General features: G+C 70.7%; 12 protein-coding genes. 5 read left to right on the top strand and 7 right to left on the bottom strand.

The window, feature by feature from the left end; translation table 11 throughout:
* Positions 1–28: 28 nt before the first annotated feature.
* Positions 29–3238 carry a CHASE domain-containing protein gene (locus tag AC1DXV_RS10080; RefSeq protein ID WP_477933427.1) on the bottom strand — a complete coding sequence of 1070 codons (3210 nt, stop codon included), beginning with the start codon at positions 3236–3238 and terminating at the stop codon, positions 29–31.
* Positions 3239–3292: 54 nt separating this feature from the next.
* Complete coding sequence (locus AC1DXV_RS10085; RefSeq protein WP_477870438.1) at positions 3293–4183, bottom strand: aldo/keto reductase; 891 nt, start codon at positions 4181–4183, stop codon at positions 3293–3295.
* A gap of 150 nt (positions 4184–4333) precedes the next feature.
* Between AC1DXV_RS10085 and AC1DXV_RS10090 the strand changes: the two genes are divergently transcribed.
* Positions 4334–6118, top strand: a complete 1785-nt coding sequence (locus AC1DXV_RS10090; RefSeq protein WP_477933429.1) for a sensor domain-containing diguanylate cyclase — start codon at positions 4334–4336, stop codon at positions 6116–6118.
* Between the two features lie 57 nt (positions 6119–6175).
* Here AC1DXV_RS10090 and AC1DXV_RS10095 read toward each other — a convergent pair whose 3' ends face one another.
* On the bottom strand, positions 6176–7345 hold the full coding sequence (locus AC1DXV_RS10095) for a PDDEXK nuclease domain-containing protein (protein WP_477869400.1): 1170 nt from the start codon (positions 7343–7345) through the stop codon (positions 6176–6178).
* A 41-nt stretch (positions 7346–7386) separates the two neighbouring features.
* Positions 7387–8481 carry a redox-regulated ATPase YchF gene (gene ychF, locus AC1DXV_RS10100; RefSeq protein ID WP_477869402.1) on the bottom strand — a complete coding sequence of 365 codons (1095 nt, stop codon included), beginning with the start codon at positions 8479–8481 and terminating at the stop codon, positions 7387–7389.
* A 100-nt stretch (positions 8482–8581) separates the two neighbouring features.
* Here ychF and AC1DXV_RS10105 point away from each other — a divergent pair, with 100 nt between their 5' ends.
* Positions 8582–9454, top strand: coding sequence for a pirin family protein (locus tag AC1DXV_RS10105; protein ID WP_477933431.1), 873 nt, complete (start codon positions 8582–8584; stop codon positions 9452–9454).
* Here AC1DXV_RS10105 and AC1DXV_RS10110 read toward each other — a convergent pair.
* From AC1DXV_RS10110 to AC1DXV_RS10120, 3 genes are read right to left on the bottom strand one after another with little or no spacing between them, the layout of a single operon-like run.
* Positions 9426–10364, bottom strand: a complete 939-nt coding sequence (locus tag AC1DXV_RS10110; RefSeq protein WP_477933433.1) for a DMT family transporter — start codon at positions 10362–10364, stop codon at positions 9426–9428. The genes AC1DXV_RS10105 and AC1DXV_RS10110 overlap by 29 nt on opposite strands.
* Positions 10365–10376: 12 nt before the next feature.
* On the bottom strand, positions 10377–11267 hold the full coding sequence (locus AC1DXV_RS10115; protein ID WP_477871131.1) for an MOSC domain-containing protein: 891 nt from the start codon (positions 11265–11267) through the stop codon (positions 10377–10379).
* Positions 11264–13729 carry an AsmA family protein gene (locus AC1DXV_RS10120; protein ID WP_477933435.1) on the bottom strand — a complete coding sequence of 822 codons (2466 nt, stop codon included), beginning with the start codon at positions 13727–13729 and terminating at the stop codon, positions 11264–11266. The genes AC1DXV_RS10115 and AC1DXV_RS10120 overlap by 4 nt, the downstream gene beginning before the upstream one ends.
* A 90-nt stretch (positions 13730–13819) precedes the next feature.
* Here AC1DXV_RS10120 and AC1DXV_RS10125 point away from each other — a divergent pair, with 90 nt between their 5' ends.
* From AC1DXV_RS10125 to AC1DXV_RS10135, 3 genes are all read left to right on the top strand, one after another.
* Positions 13820–14944: an FAD-dependent monooxygenase gene (locus tag AC1DXV_RS10125; protein ID WP_477870396.1), complete on the top strand. Its 1125-nt coding sequence runs from the start codon at positions 13820–13822 to the stop codon at positions 14942–14944.
* A 10-nt stretch (positions 14945–14954) separates the two neighbouring features.
* On the top strand, positions 14955–15701 hold the full coding sequence (locus AC1DXV_RS10130) for a DsbC family protein (RefSeq protein ID WP_477870398.1): 747 nt from the start codon (positions 14955–14957) through the stop codon (positions 15699–15701).
* A gap of 98 nt (positions 15702–15799) precedes the next feature.
* On the top strand, positions 15800–17599 hold the full coding sequence (locus tag AC1DXV_RS10135) for a M61 family metallopeptidase (protein ID WP_477933437.1): 1800 nt from the start codon (positions 15800–15802) through the stop codon (positions 17597–17599).
* Positions 17600–17628 lie beyond the last annotated feature (29 nt).

A 17628-nucleotide genomic window follows, 5' to 3' on the forward strand; every position in this document is an offset into this window, starting at 1 on the left:
CCGGCTTGGGGCGGCCCGGCGCTCGGCCCTAGCCAAACCTCGTCTCGACGTCGTCCAGCACCGCATCGACGACGCCGAGCAGCTGGCTCACGCTGACCGGCTTGGTCAGGTACTGCCGGGCGCCGGCGGCCATCGCGGTCTCGATCTGGCTGCCCAGTGCATCGGCCGACACCACCACCACCGGGATGCTCGCGGTGCCCGGGTCGGCCTTCAGGTGGCGCAGCAGCTCCATGCCGTCGATGTCGGGCAGGTGCATGTCGAGCAGGATCAGGTCGGGCCGGCGCGCGCGGATCGCCGCCAGCCCGTCCAGCCCGGTCACCGAGACGTCGAACTGCACCTGCGGCCGGCGCGCCAGGATGCCGCGCATCACCTCGACGTTGGTCTCGTTGTCCTCGACGTAGTGGACGACGCGCTGGTGGTAGCTGCCGGTCTCGGGCGCGATCTCGTCCAGCCCGGCCGGCGTGCTCTCGGCAGGGCTGGCACGCGGCAGCGTCAGGATGAACGACGAGCCCTCGCCGGCGGTGCTGCGCGCGCGCACCGAGCCGCCCATCAGCTCGGCCAGCCGCTGGCTGATCACGAGGCCGATGCCGGTGCCTTCCAGCGACGAGCGCTCGCGCCCGAGCCGGTTGAACGGCTGGAACAGCTGCGACAGCTGCTGCGGCGTCATGCCCAGGCCGGTGTCGGTGATGGTGATCTCGACGCAATCGCGATGACCTCCACCACCACCGCCGGCACTGCCGCGTCGCGACGCGACGTGGATGCGCCCGCCCTCGGTGTTGTACTTCACCGCGTTGCTCAGCAGGTTGATCAGGATCTGCTTCACGCGCGTGGCGTCGCCGGTGACGCGCGCGGCGTTGTCGGCCAGCTCCTGCGTGATCGTGATGCCGCGGCGGCGCGCGTCCTGCTCGACCAGCGACAGCGCCGCGGCCACCGCCTCGTGCAGGTCGAGCGCATCGGACTGCAGGTTCAGCGTGCCCGATTCGATGCGCGACAGGTCGAGCACGTCGTTGATCATGTCCAGCAGGTGCCAGCCGGCGCTCTGGATCTGCGTCACCCAGGGCCGCTGTGCGATCGGCAGCGGGTGGTTCTGGTCCAGCTCGAGCAGCTGCGCGAAGCCGAGCATCGCGTTCAGCGGCGTGCGCAGTTCATGGCTCATGCGCGACAGGAAATCGCTCTTCGCGCGGTTCGCCGCCTCGGCCAGCTCGCGCGCCCGCTCGGCCTCGGCCAGCCGCAGGTGCTCGGTGATGTCCTCGACCACGCCGACGATGCGCCGCGGCTGGCCCTGCATGTCGCGCAGCAGCGTGACGATGGTCTGCACCCACACCTGGCGCCCGTCGCGCGTGACGTAGCGGCCCTGGCGCCGGTACATCGGGATCTCGCCGCGCAGCAGCTGGCTCGTCATCTCGAGGTCCTGCGCGCGGTCGTCGGGGTGCGTGAGCGCGGCGACGTTCATGTCGACCAGCGCCTCGGCGCCGTAGGCGGTCAGGTCGCAGTACTGCGGATTCACCTGCTTCACGTTGCCGTGCAGGTCGGTGTAGACGACGCCGATCGGCACGTGGTTCAGGATGTTGCGGAAGCGCTGCTCGCTCTCGCGCAGGTCGGACTCGGTGCGCTGGCGTTCGGCGATCTCGCGCTGCAGCGCCGCGGTGCGGTCGTTGACGGCGGCCTCGATGCGGCGCGTGCGGCCGGTCACCGTCAGCATCAGCGCGCCCAGCATCGAGGTCGCGAGCAGGCCCACCAGCGAGAACAGCAGCGCATTGCGCTCGCGCACGTGCGGCACCGCGGAGCGCGTCGAGGTGACGCGCAGGTCCCATTGCCGCCCGGCGAACGCGAACGAGCGCACGTGCGACAGGTCGGCCGACAGCATCTCGCAGCCGGTGCTGCCGGCCAGGCGCCGCCGCTCGGCGATCGGGTCGGTGTCGACGATGCACACGTCGAGGTAGTGCGGTAGCGAACTCTGGAACGAACGCAGCGCATCGTCCATGCGCAGCGTCACGAACACCACGCCGCGCGCCGCCGCGACGCGGTCGCTGACGGTGGCCGGCATGCCGTTGTAGACGGCCTGGTAGATCACGACGCCGGTCTGCGTGCCGGCGCCGTCCTGCGTCAGCAGGAAGCCGGCGCTGGCGGCCGGCCGGTCGGTGCGCACGGCCGAATCGATCGCCGTGCGCGCCGCGGCGATCGAGCGGGTGTTGACGCCCAGCGCCGCGGCGTTCGGGGCCTGCGGCTCGATGTAGCGGATCGCCGCCACGGTGTCGTCGGGTGCCGGCTTGAAGCCGGAGTCGAAGCGGTCGAACACGTGGTAGCCGGGCAGGCCGGCCGCGCGCACGCGGGCCTCGAAGGCCGGCACCTGCGAGCGCGGCATCAGCTCGGTCCAGCCGAGCGCCTGCAGATGGCCGCTGACCTCGAGCCAGGCGGCGGCGGCGCGGTGCATCTCCTCGCGCGAGACCTCGTCGGACGAGATCATCACGCCGCGCAATGCTTCCAGCGCATGCAGCGGGTACTGCAGCTGCGCGGCGAGGTTGGACGACGCATGGACCGCATCGCGCTCGAACGCGGCCTGCACGCGGGCGTCTTCCCATTGCACGACCTGCCGCACGCCGAGCGCCATCAGCAGCGTGGCGATGCCGAGGGTCAGGCCGACGGTGCGCCGCCGCGCGGCCCATTCGTCGCGCGGCTGGCCGATCAGCGTCAGCGCGATCGGCGTGCCGATCAACACGCCCAGCGCATCGCCGGCCCACCAGGTCCACCAGTTGAAGGCCAGCTCGCCGATCGGCTCGCGGCCGGCCAGCCACAGCGCGAGCGTCGCGACGCTGCAGCTGACGAGGCTCGCGGCGACCGCGCCGAGGCCGAAGAAGAGCGCGATGTCGCGCGGCTCGCTCAACGTGAACGGCCGGTGCACGAAGCGCTGCACCAGGGCCGCGGCGAGCGCCGCCTGCAGCGTGGCGCCGACGGCGATCGCGGCCGGCACCGCCAGGCCCGCGAGGCTGAACCCCGCCTGCTCGATGCTGATGCCGGCGTTGACCAGGAACGAGCCGACCAGCACCCCGGGCAGCACCCGCCAGCCGTAGGCCAGCAGGCAGGCCAGCGCGATGCCGGCGGAGGGGTACAGCGGCGACGCGAGGCTCGGCGGGATCGCCAGCAGCAGCGCGGCCCAGCCGACCACCGCATAGGCGATGGCGGTGCCCGCCAGCGCGAGCGGCCAGGGCGGCGTGGGGCGGGGCGTCGCTGGCGTCATCGAATCGATGGGGCGAGGTGGGGGCACGGGGAGCCTACCACCTCGATCGGCCGGTCAGGCCACTTCGTGGCCGGCGCCGGCCTGCCAGATTTCGGTCCAGGACTCGGCGTCCAGCTTCAGTTGCAGTGCGGCCAGCGCCTCGCGGATCGCCTCCAGCCGGTGCGAGCCGGTCATCGGATGCGGGCGGGTCGGGTGGCGCAGCAGCCAGGCGTAGGCGACGGTCGCGGCGCTGACGCCGTGGCGCTGCCCGACCGCCTGCAGCGCGGCCTGCACGCGGCGCGCGCGTTCGTCGCCGCCGGTCAGCAGCGCACCGCCGGCGAGAGGCGACCAGATCATCGGCCGCAGGCGCAGCCGCTGGCACTGGTCCAGCGTGCCGTCGTGCAGCGGGGACAGGTGCAGCGGGTGCAGCTCGACCTGGTTGGTGGCCAGCGCGATGCGGCTGTTCAACAGCTCGAACTGCGCCGGCGCGAAGTTCGACACCCCGAAGGCCCGCACCTTGCCGGACTGGCGCAGCGCGGTGAAGGCCTCGGCCACGTCGTCGGCGTCCATCAGCGCATCGGGGCGGTGGATCAGCAGCAGGTCGAGGTGGTCGGTCTGCAGCGCGCGCAGCGAGTTCTCGACGCTGCGCGTGATGTGCGCCGCCGAGGTGTCGTAGTGCTTCACCCGGTGCTCGGGCCGGGCCTCGCCGACCAGCCGGATGCCGCACTTGCTGACCAGCTGCATGTGCTGGCGCAGCATCGGCTTCAGCGCGAGCGCTTCGCCGAACAGCGTCTCGACACGGTAGCCGCCGTAGATGTCGGCGTGGTCGAAGCTCGTCACGCCGAGCTCCATGCAGTGCTCGATCCAGTGCAGGCGCTGTTCGGCGGTCCAGCCCCAGTCGGCCATGCGCCAGGCACCGGCGACGATCGGGGAGAGGGCGAGATTGGGGGCGGTGACGGGGCTCATGGTGGCGGCCGGGTGGCGGCTGGGTGGGAGAAAGGCAGAGCGTAACAGTCCGTTTCGCTTGCGCTGCATCGGGCGAATCCCGACGATATCGACGCCAGAATGCGCGCCGCCCTCCCTCACGACCCACCGCCGATCCACCGGACTCCCGTCTTGTCGCCCCGCTGCCCCCGATTCCTGCGCCTGCTGTTGCTGCTGCTCGCCGTGCTGCCCGCCTGGTGCGCCGCGGTGACGCTGCAGCTGACGGTGCATGGCCCGGCCCGCAGCCTGGCCGACGGGGCGGAGTTCCGCGTCGACCCGACCGGGCAGGCGTCGGCCCCGGCGGTGCTGGCCGAGAGCGGCGGCTGGCAGCCGCTGCCGGACGACGAGGTGTTCGGTGCGCGCTGGCCGGCCGTGACCTGGGTGCGCTTCAGCGTGCAGGTGGGGGCGGGCAACGAAGCCGACTGGTTCCTCGAGCTGCCACACGCGACGCTGATGCGCGCCGAGGTGTACCGCGTCGGGCCCGAGGCCCGCATCGGGGCGCCGCAGGCGAGCGGCGTGCTGACGCCCATCTCGCAATGGCCCGTGCGCGCGTCGCTGCCGGTGTTCCAGCTGCATGCCGACGCGCAGCGCGCCACCACCTACCTGCTGCGCCTGGAGCATCCCGCCACGCTCGGCGGCGCGCCGCTGATCCGCAGCCCGCGCGACCTGCTCGAAAGCCAGGGCACGGCCCAGCTCTTCATCGGGGCGTACTTCGGGCTCGCGCTGCTGGCCTTGCTGTACGTGGTGGTGCAGGCGATGGTCCACCGCGACGGCGCGCTCGGCTGGTGCAGCGCCTACCTGGTGGCGATGATCCTGACGCTCGCCTGCCTGAGCGGCCAGGTCCACCAGACGCTGGTCGGCGAGGAGCCGGCGCTGAGCGCCGCGCTGTTGATGCTGAGCCCGGTGCTGCTCGGCGCGGTCGGATTGGCGTTCCTGCGCTCGGCGGTGCCGCAGGCGGTGATCGGCCCGCTCGAGCGGGCGCTGGTGTGGCTGTGCATCGTGCTGGCCGCGCTGCTGGCGGCGGCCTACCCGTTCCTCGACCTGGCCGAGCGCTGGTTCCTGACGCGCTCGTTCGGCGCGCTGTCGATGCTGGTGGGCGGCGGCCTGCTGGTGCGTTCGCTGCGCTGGCAGCTGCCGCACGTGCGCTGGCTGGCGGCTGGCCAGATCGTGCTGGGGGCGGGGGCGGCACTGCCGCTGCTGAAGGGCTTCGGCGTGGTGGCCAGCGGGCTGTTCTCGCAATACGGGCTGCTGTTCGCGAGCGCGATCGACCTGCCGCTGCTGCTCTATGCGATGTCGCTGCTGCGGCGCGACCACGACGTGGTGTCGGCGCGGCTGCGCGAGGCCGCGCAATACGACCTGGTGACCGGCCTGCTGCGCCCGAAGGAGCTGCTGCCGCGGCTCGCGCAGATGAAGTTCCGCAGCCAGCGGCACGCCATCCGCAGCGCGGTGGTGATGTTCGAGGTCGTCAACCTGCGCGATATCCGGCTGCGCCAGGGGGCCTCGATCGCCGAGCAGGCGCTGCTGATGGCGGGCCGGCAGGTGCAGCAGGGCATGCGCGCGTCCGATGTCGTGGTGCGCTTCAACGAGCAGCGGGTGGTCGCGCTGCTCGACGGCGTGGCCAATCCCGGCGAGGTGCTGATGACCGTGCACCGCATCATCCACCAGGCCCAGCACTACACCGGCGAGCTGCCGGGCGCCGAGACGCTGCAACTGCACGCGGTGGTGGCGCACCTGCCGGAGGACCGGCGCGACACGCCGCAGGCGCTGGTGGACGCGCTGGTGTCGCACCTCGGCCGCATGCGCCCGGGCAGCGGGGCGCGGCTGCGCCAGCTGACGACGCTCGCGCCGCAGCGCCAGCGGCCGCGCTGGTGGCGCAAGTGGTTGAAGACGCGGCCGTGGGAGGCGGGGGCGGAATAGGGCGAGAGCGTTGATCTCGCGTTGGCGCGACGCGGCTCCTTTGCGGGAGGACAGTGGTCAAGCGCCCGGGGTGGGCTGGCTGTCGGTCTGGGCTTCGATCAGTGCGCGTTCGCGCTCCAACTCACGTTGCAGTTCTTCTTCACTGGGCAGGGTGAAGCGGTAGCGCGATGCGAACAGTTGCTCACTCTCATGCAGCACGGAGTACCGTGCCACGGCCTCGTTCTTTTCTGAGCAGAGGATCAATCCGATGGTGGGGTTGTCCCCGGCGACGCGCTGCTGTTCTTCATACAGGCGGACATAGCCGTCCATCTGGCCGATATCCTGGTGCGTGAGTTCGCCGATCTTCAGGTCGACAAGCACGAAGCATTTGAGAAGGTAGTTGTAGAAGACGAGGTCGACGTAGAAGTCCTTGTCGGCGAAACGCACGCGCTTCTGGCGTGCCACGAAAGAAAATCCTCGCCCCAACTCCAGCAGGAACTGCTGAAGGCGCGTGATGATGGCATCTTCGAGTTGACTCTCGTGCAGCTGCTGCGTGTCGGGCAGGTCGAGAAACTCCAGCACGTAGGGGTCCTTCAGCACATCGATCGGGCGTAGCGTTTGGCTCGGCTCGTGTCGGTTTTGCTGCAGCATGCCGGGCTGGTCGGCGCTGGCCAGCAGGCGCTGGTGGTACAGCGTGTTGATCTGCCGTTCCAGGTCCCGGCGCGACCAATTGGCTTTCACCGCCTCGGCTTCATAGAACGCCCGGGCGTCACCGTCCTGCACTCGCATCAAGGCGCGGTAGTGCGACCAGCTGAGATGGGGATGGAAGGTGGATTCCCCACCCGGTGGGTGGGGAATGTCGGTGGGTACAGGTGACGGACCCGATTTGCCACCCGGTGGATGGGAAATTCTGTCGGGGTAGGCCAGGTAGAACTGGCGAAAGTACCCCAGGTTGGTCGCCGAGAAGCCCCTGCCATGTCGTTGGGTCAGTTGCCGGGCCAAGCGATCGATCAAGGACTTGCCATAGGCCGCCCGCTCTGCACCCTGCTGCAGGGCCTCGACCAATTCATGACCGATATGCCAGTAGGCCGTTACCGTCGCCGCGTTGACAGCACGCACGACCTGGCCGCGCGTGACCTCCAGAATGCTTGCGATGCGAACTGCCAGATCGTCAGCAGATTGCCAACCGGATTCGTCCTGATCGGCTGCCGTGAGAACTCCTTTCGGGGCCACCGCGCGACGGTTCATGGCATCTCCTGCACGGGACGTCCGGATCCCACCCGATCGACTCAGACGTTGAACAGGAAGTTCATCACGTCTCCATCCTTCACCACGTACTCCTTGCCTTCCGCCCGCATCTTGCCGGCATCCTTCGCGCCCTGCTCGCCCTTGAACGCGATGAAGTCGTCGAAGCCGATGGTCTGCGCGCGGATGAAGCCGCGCTCGAAGTCGGTGTGGATCACGCCGGCCGCCTGCGGCGCGGTGTCGCCGATGTGGATGGTCCAGGCGCGCACTTCCTTCACGCCGGCGGTGAAGTAGGTCTGCAGCCCGAGCAGGCCGAACGCCGCGCGGATCAGCCGGTTCAGGCCCGGCTCGCTCTGGCCCATCTCCTGCAGGAACATCAGCCGGTCTTCGTCCGGCATGTCGGCCAGCTCGGCCTCGGTCTTCGCGCAGATCGCCACCACCGGCGCCTTCTGGCCCTCGGCATAGGCGCGCAGCTTGTCGAGGTAGGGGTTGTTCTCGAAGCCGCCCTCGTCGACGTTGCCGACGAACATCGCCGGCTTCGCGGTGATCAGGCACAGCGGCTTCAGGATCACCTGCTCTTCCTTGCTGAACGCGATGCCGCGCACCGGCTTCGCTTCGTTCAGCGCGGCCTGGCACTTCTGCAGCACGTCGACCAGCTTGGCCGCTTCCTTGTCGTTGCCGGACTTGGCCGCCTTGATCGAGCGCTGCAGCGTCTTCTCGACCGTGGCCAGGTCGGCCAGGCACAGCTCGGTCTGGATCACCTCGATGTCGGAGATCGGGTCGACCTTGCCGGCGACGTGGATCACGTTCTCGTCATCGAAGCAGCGCACCACGTTGACGATCGCGTCGGTCTCGCGGATGTGGGCCAGGAACTGGTTGCCCAGGCCCTCGCCCTTGGACGCACCGGCCACCAGCCCGGCGATGTCGACGAACTCGACGATCGCCGGCACGATGCGTTCGGGCTTCACGATCGCCGACAAGGCCTGCAGGCGCGGGTCGGGCAGCTCGACGATGCCGACGTTCGGCTCGATCGTGCAGAACGGGTAGTTCTCGGCCGCGATGCCGGCTTTCGTCAGCGCGTTGAAAAGGGTGGACTTGCCGACGTTGGGCAGGCCCACGATGCCGCATTTGAGGCTCATGGAGGGGGCTTTCGCAGGTCGAGAGAGAGGGACGAATTTTAAGCGCTCGGCCTACACTGCCCGCTCGACCCCGTTCCAGACCCCTTCGAGGGACCCTCCGATGCTCGAACTCCTGCGCCTGAACCCGCACACCAAGGACCTCGGCGGCGGCTTCACCGTCCGCCGGCTGCTGCCCTCGTCGCAGCAGCAATCGGTCGGCCCCTTCCTGTTCTTCGACCACTTCGGCCCCATCACCGCCCAGCCGAGCGACAACCACGACGTGCGTCCGCACCCGCACATCGGCCTGGCCACCGTCACCTACCTGTTCGAGGGCGCGATGCTGCACCGCGACAGCACCGGCATCGTGCAGCGCATCGAGCCCGGCGCCATCAACTGGATGACGGCCGGCCGCGGCATCACCCACTCCGAGCGCGCACCCGACGACCTGCGCCACGTCGTGCGCCGCAGCCATGGGCTGCAGCTGTGGGCCGCGCTGCCGGCCGAGCACGAGGAAGACGCGCCGAGCTTCTCGCACACCGCGGCCGCGGCCATCCCCACGCTGACGGTGGGCGGCACCACGGTGCGCGTGCTGATCGGCAGCGCGTTCGACGTGGTCTCGCCGACCCCGACGCTGTCGCCCACCCTCTACGCCGACCTGGCGCTGCCGCCGGGCGGCCGCCTGCAGGTGCCGGCCGCGGCGCCGCAGCGGGCGCTGTACGGCATCGACCACGGGTTCACGCTCGACGGCCAGGCGGTGCCGCCGGGCGAGATGGTCGTGCTGCCCGAAGGCGCCGAGCCGGTGCTCGAGGCGCCGCAGGGCGCGCGCGTGATGCTGATCGGCGGCGAGCCGCTCGGCCACCGCTTCATGTGGTGGAACTTCGTCTCCAGCCGCAAGGACCGCATCGCCGAGGCCGCCGACGACTGGGCGGCCCAGCGCTTCGCCGGCGTGCCCGGCGAGACCGAGTTCATTCCGCTGCCGGAGCGCCGCCCCTGAGCCGGGTGGCTTCGGCCGGGGCCGCGGGCGGCGTGCCGCGGCGCAGCATCAGCACGTTCCCGGCCACCGCCAGCGCCGCGCCGACAGCCGTCAGCACATCCGGCTGGTAGTGCTCGAAGGCCATCGAGACGGCCAGCGCCAGCAGCGGCGTCATCACGCCGATGCTGCCGGCCGGGCCCGGCCCGAGGCGCTGCATCAGTGTCAGGTAGCAGGCGAAGGTCAGCACCGAGCCGGCCAGCGACAGGTACAGCAGCGCGATCCACCACGACGCGACGGCCGGCAGCGCCATCGGCTGCCCGCCGGCCAGCGCCGCGATGAAGCAGCACAGCGCGCCGTACAGCATGCCGAAGCCGAGGGCCGGCCAGAACGGCAGGCCGCGCGCGCCGTTGCGGCTGGCTGCGAGACTGCCGACGCCCGACAGCAGCACCGCGCCGACCGTGAACAGCGCGCCCAGGGTGGTGCCCGCCGCATCGCGCGCCTGGCCGAACTCCGGCCAGAAGACGAGGGCGACGCCGGCCAGCCCGAGCAGGCCGCCGGCGACGAAGCGCGGAGAGACCGCGACGCCGAACAGCCAGCGTGCGCCGAGCCCGGTGATCAGCGGCGAGGCCGAGTAGCTGACCGCGACCAGCCCCGACGGCAGCAGCCGCTCGGCGTGGTAGACGCACAGGTACGACACGCCGTACAGGAACATGCCCTGCAGCGCGAACCAGACGTGCTGGCGCGGCGCGAAACGCAGCGAGATGCCGCGCGCCGCGGCGAACGCGAGGATCACCGCGCTGGCCAGCGCGAAGCGCAACGCGACGCCGAACTCCGGCGTCGTGACGCCGACCTGGTACGTGATCGCATGCCAGGTCGTGCCCCAGGTCAGCACGCAGGCGGCGAACAGCTGCCAGTTGCGAAGGCGCGCCACGTCAGGCGCCGCTCAGAAACGGATGCTCGCGCTGCCCGCCAGCCCGCTGCGCAGCCCGCACTCGATGCCCTCGACGATCACCGCGTTCATGCCGAAGGTGATCTTGCCGTCGAGTCGCTCATCAGCGCGGTAGGTCGACAGCGTGTCGCCCGGCTCGTGCCCCGGCTCGCCGGTCTCGGGGTCGACGTTCGGGATCGGGCAGCGTGGGCAGGGCTTGACCAGGCGCAGCCGCACCGGCCCCTCGGGCGTGTCGAAGCGGATCTCGTCGAGGAAATCCTCGCCGTGCGCGTCCAGCCCGTCGAGCACCAGGTTCGGCCGGAAGCGCGCCATCGTCACCGCGGCCACGTCCTTGCGTGCGAGGCGCTCGTTCAGCTCGTCGAGCGAGGCCTGCGAGACCACCAGCAGCGGAAAGCCGTCGCTGAATGCGTTCTCGGCATCGATGTCGCCGCTCCACTGCTTGCTCGACAGCCGCTTCTGCTCGGGGTCGAAGCGCGCCAGGCGCAGCGGGAACTTCACGTCGCCGTTGCCCTGCACCGCCAGGAAATCGCTGAACCATTGCGCCGCCAGGTCGCCCATGTCGTAGGCCGCGACGGTGTCGTTCCACACGGTGACCTGGCGCGGCGCCTCCACCGCATCGAGCGCCAGGTGCAGCGCCAGCATGCCGGGCGCGCGCAGCACCAGCTCGGTGTGCTTCAGCGTCGTGCGGATCAGCGCCATGCGCGGCAGTTCGCGCTGGCTCACGAAGCGGCCGGCGGCATCGACCACCATCCACGCGCGGTCGAACTCGAGCCCGGTCTCGATCAGCAGCGATTCGTCGAGCGCCACGCCGGCACAGCTCTTCACCGGGTACACGTGCACGCTGCGCAGCGTCACCTGCACATCCCCTTCCGCCAGCTCGCTCACTTGAACAGCCCCTTCAGCTTGTCTTTCAGTTGGTCCTTGGTCGACGGCTGCGGCCCCGAGGCCGCGCCGCTCGCCGCCGACGGCAGGCCGAGCTTGCCGCGCAGGCTTTCCTTGAGTTTCTCCTCGGCCTTGCCGGTGACTTCGCTCTTCAGCACCTGGGCGGCGATCTGCGACCACTGGATCTTCCAGTCGATCGCGTCCAGCGGCCCGGTCAGCAGCACCGGCACGGTCACGCCCTTCAGGGCCGCGAGGTCGGCGCCGTCCTGGCCCTTCGTGGTGTTGGCGACCGTGGCACGCGCGGTGTAGTCGATGCGGCTGCGGCCGATGTCGACCATGCCCGAGCCGTTGAGCCGCAGGAACGGGCTCTTGGCATCGAGGTCGGCGTTGCGCGCGATGCCGTCGGTGATCACGAAGCTGGCCGTCAGCTCCGAGAAATCGGTCTTCTCGGCCACGTTCGATTTCTGCGCGCTGTCCTGCTTCATCGACAGCGCCGCCTTGGCCTGGCGCAGGCTCTTCGCGAGGTTGATGCCCTTGATCGCGCCATCACGCAGCTGCAACGCGGCGGTGCCTTTCAGCCGTGCCTTCATCTCGTTGACGCTGCGCCCGGCCGTTTCGATGTCGGCGACCACGCGGCCGGTGCCTTCGAGGATGTCCTTCTTCGCGACATCCTTCAGCAGCGTGTTGACGTTGACGCCGGTGGCCGTCGCCTTCACCGCGACGCGGCTTGCGCGCGCATCGGCGAACGCGGTCGCGTCGAGCACGCCGCCCCAGGTCTTGCCGTACAGCTTGCTGACGCGCAGCATGCCGCCCTGCAGCGAGGCATCGAGCGCGGCGTCGCTGACGCGGTAGGTCTGGTACGCGAAGCTGCCGATGCGCAGGCTGAATTCGCCCTGCAGCGCGCGCAGCGGCGACAGGTCGACGGGGGTGTCGGCGGCCGGCTTCTCGGTGGCGGCGGGCGCCGGGGCGGGTGCCGTGCTGGACGGCGGCAGCAGCCGGTTCAGGTCCAGCGCCTCGAAGTTGGCCGACGCCTTCACGGTGATCGGCGTGCCGGCCAGCGTGACGGCGCCTTCGCTGCGGAACGGGTTGGCGTTGATCTGCCCGGCCAGCGTCCAGTGCGCCGCCTGCGGCGATGCGTCGGCCTTGCCGCGCATGTCCAGCACCAGCGGCTGCAGCGACGGTTCCTGGATCTTCAGCTGGGCGGCCAGCGCGTCGAGCGCGAAGGCACTCTTGGCCGGTTGCAGCTGCAGGTCGGCGCGCACCGTGCCGGCCAGCTCGCGCTGGCCGGTGTTGCCAGGTCCCGTGCCCTTCATGCTGCCTTTGAACGTGGCCTCGAAACCGGGCACCTTGACCATGTCGAAGCTGCCGCCCGGCGCCGCCGACTTGAAGCTCGCATCGACCGCCGTCGGGCCCTCGAGCGACAGCTTGCCGCTCAGCGCGCTGCCGGTCAGCGCCTCGCCCTTCACGTTCAGCTCGGGCCAGTCGAGCGTGGCCGACAGCGGCTGGCCGCCCTGCGTGCCGGCCAGCTTGACCTGCAGCGCATTGAGCGACAGGTTGCGCGCCGCCGGGTCGAACGCGAAGTGCTTGATCTGCACCCGGCTGCCCGCCAGCTTCAGCGAACCGAGCGTCGCGCCGAGGCCGAGGTCGAGGTCCTGCGCGTCGAGCGTGCCGCGCTGGCCGTCGTAGCCGAGCGCGCCCTGGATCTTCACGTCCATCGCCTGCACGCCGAACGCATCGCCCTGCCAGCCGAGCTGCATGTCGCGCAGCTTCACGCCCTGCTGCGCGAGCAGCAGCGTCAGCTTGGTCTCGCCGCTCAGCCGGCCCTTGACGGCCGGCGCCTTCATCGCCAGCTCGGCCTGCAGCTTGACCGGCGACTCCACCTGGTCGGCCAGCCGGCCGGTGTGCAGCGAGTTCAGCGTGACCTCGCCGGAGAGCTGGTCGCGCTCGTCGCGCAGGCTCAGCCGCAGGTCGTCGAGCTGCACGCTGCTGACGTCGAAGCGCAGCGGCGCGCCCGAGGCGGCGGCCTGGCTGGCCGGCGATGCCGGGGAGCCCGGCGGCGGCGCGTCGCCGGCGAGCAGGTCGTCGATGTTGGTCTTGCCCTGCGCATCGCGCCGGTACACCAGGCGCAGGCCGCGGGCGCTGACGTGGTCGACCACCAGCTGCCGGCGCAGCAGCGGCAGCACAGCGACCGACAGCGAGGCCTCGTCGAGCGCCGCGAACTCGTCGGCGCGGCCTTTCTCGCTGAGCTTGACGGCCGACAGCTGCACCGCCAGCCGCGGGAACACCGACAGCTTGATCGGCCCGTCGATCGCCAGTGTGCGGGCGCGGTGGGTTTTCATCCAGTCGATCGCGAGGCCCTTGTAGGCGTTCGGGTCGAAGGTCGACACCAGCCAGACGAGCACGGCGCCGAAGAGCAGCACCAGCAGGGCCAGTGCCAGCAGGAGTTTGCGGATCCAGGGTTTCATCGAATCGGTCGACCGCAGGGGCGCAGCGTGGGGGCACCGATTCTGCCCTCAAGGGCGCCAGGGTGGAGCCGGTCCCTACAATGAAACCTCATGAAACGCTTCGATCTGTGTGTCCGAGGGGCCGGCATCGTCGGCCAGGCGCTGGCCTTGTCGCTGGCCCGGCAGGGGCTGAAAGTCGCGCTGGTGCCCGATGCCGCGCCGCCTGCCGGCGAAGACGTGCGCGCCTACGCGCTGAACCCCGGCTCGGTCGCGCTGCTGGCCTCGCTGAAGGTCTGGGAGGCGCTGCCGCCGGGGGCCGCGACCGCGGTGCACGAGATGCGTGTCGAGGGCGATGCGGCCGGCGCGGCGCTCGAGTTCTCGGCCTGGCAGCAGCAGGTGGCCGAACTGGCCTTCATCACCGACGTGGCGGCGCTGGAGCAGGCGCTCGCCACCGCGGTGCGCTATTCGCCCCACATCGAGCTGCTGGCGCCGGGCGTCGATGCCGATACCGAGGTGCAGGCGCCGCTGACGGCGCTGTGCGAAGGCAAGGCCTCGGCCTCGCGGGCCGCGCTGGGCGTGCGCTTCGAGCGCCACGACTACGGCCAGGTCGCGATCGCGGCGCGGCTGGTCGCCGACCAGCCGCACCGCCACGTGGCCCGGCAATGGTTCCGCGCGCCGGACATCCTGGCGCTGCTGCCGTTCGACCTGCCGCAGGCGGGCTGCTCGCATGCGCTGGTCTGGTCGCTGCCGCAGGCGCGTGCACAGGAACTGCTGGCACTCGATGCCATGGCCTTCGAGCAGGCCTTGAACGACGCCACCGGCGGCGCCTGCGGCCGGCTGAGCCTGGCGTCGGCGCGCGCCGGCTGGCCGCTGATCCAGGCGCGCGCCAGCGCCTGGTGCGGCCCCGGCTGGGTGCTGCTGGGCGATGCGGCCCATGTCGTTCACCCTTTGGCCGGCCAGGGATTGAACCTCGGGCTGGCCGACGTGGCCGCGCTGTCGCAGGTGCTGGCAGCGCGGGAGCCGTGGCGTGAACTATCAGACGCCAAGCTGCTGCGCCGTTACGAACGCTCACGCCTCGCACCCACCCGGGCGATGGGAGAATTGACCGGAGGCCTGTGGCGGTTGTTTTCCACGGACCAACCCGCGGTGCGGGAACTTCGCAACCGCGGCATGACTCTGGTCAACCACCTCTCCCCGCTGAAGCGCTGGCTGACCGCCCGGGCGCTCGACACCTGAAGGCATTGCCATGCTGAACTTTCCGTTGATCCGATCCTGCCTTGCGGCCCCCCTCATCGCCGCGCTGCTGCTGGCGCCGGCGGCCCATGCCGACGAGGCGCAGATCCGCAAGAACCTGGCCGAGCGCCTGGCCATGCCGCCGATCGACGAGATCACCAAGACGCCGATCCCGGGCCTGTACGAAGTGCGCATGGGCACCGAAATCCTCTACACCGACGAGCAGGGCAACTACCTGGTCGAGGGGTCGCTGATCGACACCAAGGCGCGCACCAACCTCACCGAGGCGCGCATCAACAAGCTGACCGCGATCGATTTCGCCAAGCTGCCGCTGAAGGACGCGATCGTCTGGAAGAACGGCACCGGCGCGCGCCGCATCGCCGTCTTCGCCGACCCGAACTGCGGCTACTGCCGCCGCTTCGAGGCCGACCTGCAGAAGATCAAGGACGTGACCGTCTACACCTTCCTGTACCCGATCCTGGGCGGCGATTCGCCGCAGAAGTCGCGCGACATCTGGTGCGCGAAGGAGCCGAGCAAGGTGTGGCTGGGCTGGATGCTGCGCAGCGAGCCGCCGCCGCGTTCGATGGGCAGCTGCGAGACGCCGCTCGATCGCAACGTCGCGATGGGCAAGAAATACCGCATCAACGGCACGCCGGCGCTGGTGTTCGCCGACGGCACGCGCTTCCCCGGTGCGATGCCGCTCGAGCAGATCGAGAAGCAGCTGCTCGTGAGCAGCGCCGCCACCACCGCCGTCAAGTGACGCGGTCGAGCAGGGCAGCCGCCCTGCGGTGACAATGGCGCCCGCAGAAAACCCCTGCATGAGCGCATGGCCGCCCCCCGAGCGGCCTTCCTGATCCCATGATTTCCCACCGCATCGAGATCGCCGATGTGCACGCGCACCAGTTCCGCGTGACGCTCACCGTGCCGCAGCCGGCCGCGCAGCAGCGCCTGAGCCTGCCAGCGTGGATCCCCGGCAGCTACCTGGTGCGCGAGTTCGCGCGCCACCTGTCGCAGCTGCAGGCCCGCCAGGGCTCGCGCGAGATCGCGCTGCAGCAGCTCGACAAGGCCACCTGGCTGGCCGCCTGCGACGGCCGCGGCGCGCTGACCGTCAGCTACCTCGTCTACGCGTTCGACACCTCGGTGCGCACCGCCTTCCTCGATGCGCAGCGCGGCTTCTACAACGGCACCAGCGTCTTCCTGCGCGTCGAAGGGCGCGAGGCCGAGCCGCAGGCGGTCGAGATGCGCGGCCTGCCGAAGGGCTGGCGCGTGGGCACCGCGCTGCCGGCGGTCAAGACCGATGCGCGCGGCCAGGGCCTGTACCAGGCGGCCGACTACGACGAACTGGTCGACCACCCGGTCGAGCTGGGCGACTTCTGGCGCGGCGAGTTCAAGGCGGCCGGCGTGCCGCACGAGTTCATCGTGGCCGGCGCGCTGCCCGATTTCGACGGCGAGCGCCTGCTGGCCGATGCGCGTCGCATCTGCGAGGCCGAGATCGCGTTCTGGCACGGCCGCAAGAAGCCTCACTTCAAGCGCTACGTGTTCATGCTGAACGCGGTGGACGACGGCTACGGCGGGCTGGAGCACCGGGCCAGCACCGCGCTGATCGCGGCCCGGCGCGACCTGCCGCAGCGCGCGCGGCCGGGCGCCAGGCCGCCGGCGGAGCCGAAGGCCGAGCTGAAGACCGACCTGAGCGATGGCTACGTGACGCTGCTCGGGCTGATCAGCCACGAGTATTTCCACACCTGGAACGTCAAGCGCCTGCGCCCGGCCGAGTTCGCGCGCTACGACTACACGCAGGAGAACTACACCGAACTGCTGTGGTTCTTCGAGGGCTTCACCTCGTACTACGACGACCTGCTGCTGCTGCGCGCCGGCCTGGTCGACGAGCCGCGCTACCTGAAGCTGCTCGCGAAGACGGTGACCGGCGTGCTGGCCGCGCCGGGCCGGCAGGTGCAGAGCGTCGCGCAATCGAGCTTCGATGCCTGGGTCAAGTACTACCGCGGCGACGAGAACACGCCGAACGCGACGATCAGCTACTACACCAAGGGCTCGCTGGTGGCGCTCGCGCTCGACCTGACGCTGCGCACGCGCGGCCAGGGCTCGCTGGACGACGTGATGCGCGGCCTGTGGGCGCGCAGCGACGGCGGGCCGATCTCGCAGGACGACATCGCCGCGGTGCTGCACGAGGTGGGCGGCCGCTCGATGGCGGCCGAGCTGCAGGCCTGGGTGCACGGCACCGGCGAGCTGCCGCTGAAGGAGCTGCTGCAGCGCGCCGGCGTGACCTGGTCGCAGCAGGCGCCGACGATGGCCCAGCGGCTGGGCCTGCGGGTGGCGGAGAGTGCGCTGACCGGCATCAAGGTGAGCCACGTGCTGCGCGGCGGGGCCGCCGAAGCGGCCGGGCTGTCGGCCGGCGACGAACTGCTCGGCGTCGACGACTGGCGGCTGCGCCGGCTCGACGACCTGCTGCGCCTGCTGCCGGACGACGGCCGGGCCACGCTGCTGGTGTCGCGCGACCAGCGCCTGCTGCACCTGCCGCTCGTGGCCGCCGCGCTGCCTGACAGCGGCGCCGTGGCGTTGTCGCCGGCAGGCGCCGCCGCCGAGAACAACAAGGCCGCCGTCGCCGCGCAGTCCCTGCGGCAGGCATGGATGCGCGGCTGACCGCAGCCCTGCGCGCGAGGCCGTTGCGG

This window comes from Rhizobacter sp. P3_C12 (assembly GCF_056402735.1).

Excerpts from the sequence above, each read along its gene's own strand:
- AC1DXV_RS10080 (WP_477933427.1), bottom strand. The coding sequence starts at position 3,238 with ATGACGCCAGCGACGCCCCGCCCCACGCCGCCCTGGCCGCTCGCGCTG.
- AC1DXV_RS10085 (WP_477870438.1), bottom strand. The coding sequence starts at position 4,183 with ATGAGCCCCGTCACCGCCCCCAATCTCGCCCTCTCCCCGATCGTCGCC.
- AC1DXV_RS10095 (WP_477869400.1), bottom strand. The coding sequence starts at position 7,345 with ATGAACCGTCGCGCGGTGGCCCCGAAAGGAGTTCTCACGGCAGCCGAT.
- ychF (WP_477869402.1), bottom strand. The coding sequence starts at position 8,481 with ATGAGCCTCAAATGCGGCATCGTGGGCCTGCCCAACGTCGGCAAGTCC.
- AC1DXV_RS10105 (WP_477933431.1), top strand. The coding sequence starts at position 8,582 with ATGCTCGAACTCCTGCGCCTGAACCCGCACACCAAGGACCTCGGCGGC.
- AC1DXV_RS10120 (WP_477933435.1), bottom strand. The coding sequence starts at position 13,729 with ATGAAACCCTGGATCCGCAAACTCCTGCTGGCACTGGCCCTGCTGGTG.
- AC1DXV_RS10125 (WP_477870396.1), top strand. The coding sequence starts at position 13,820 with ATGAAACGCTTCGATCTGTGTGTCCGAGGGGCCGGCATCGTCGGCCAG.
- AC1DXV_RS10130 (WP_477870398.1), top strand. The coding sequence starts at position 14,955 with ATGCTGAACTTTCCGTTGATCCGATCCTGCCTTGCGGCCCCCCTCATC.
- AC1DXV_RS10135 (WP_477933437.1), top strand. The coding sequence starts at position 15,800 with ATGATTTCCCACCGCATCGAGATCGCCGATGTGCACGCGCACCAGTTC.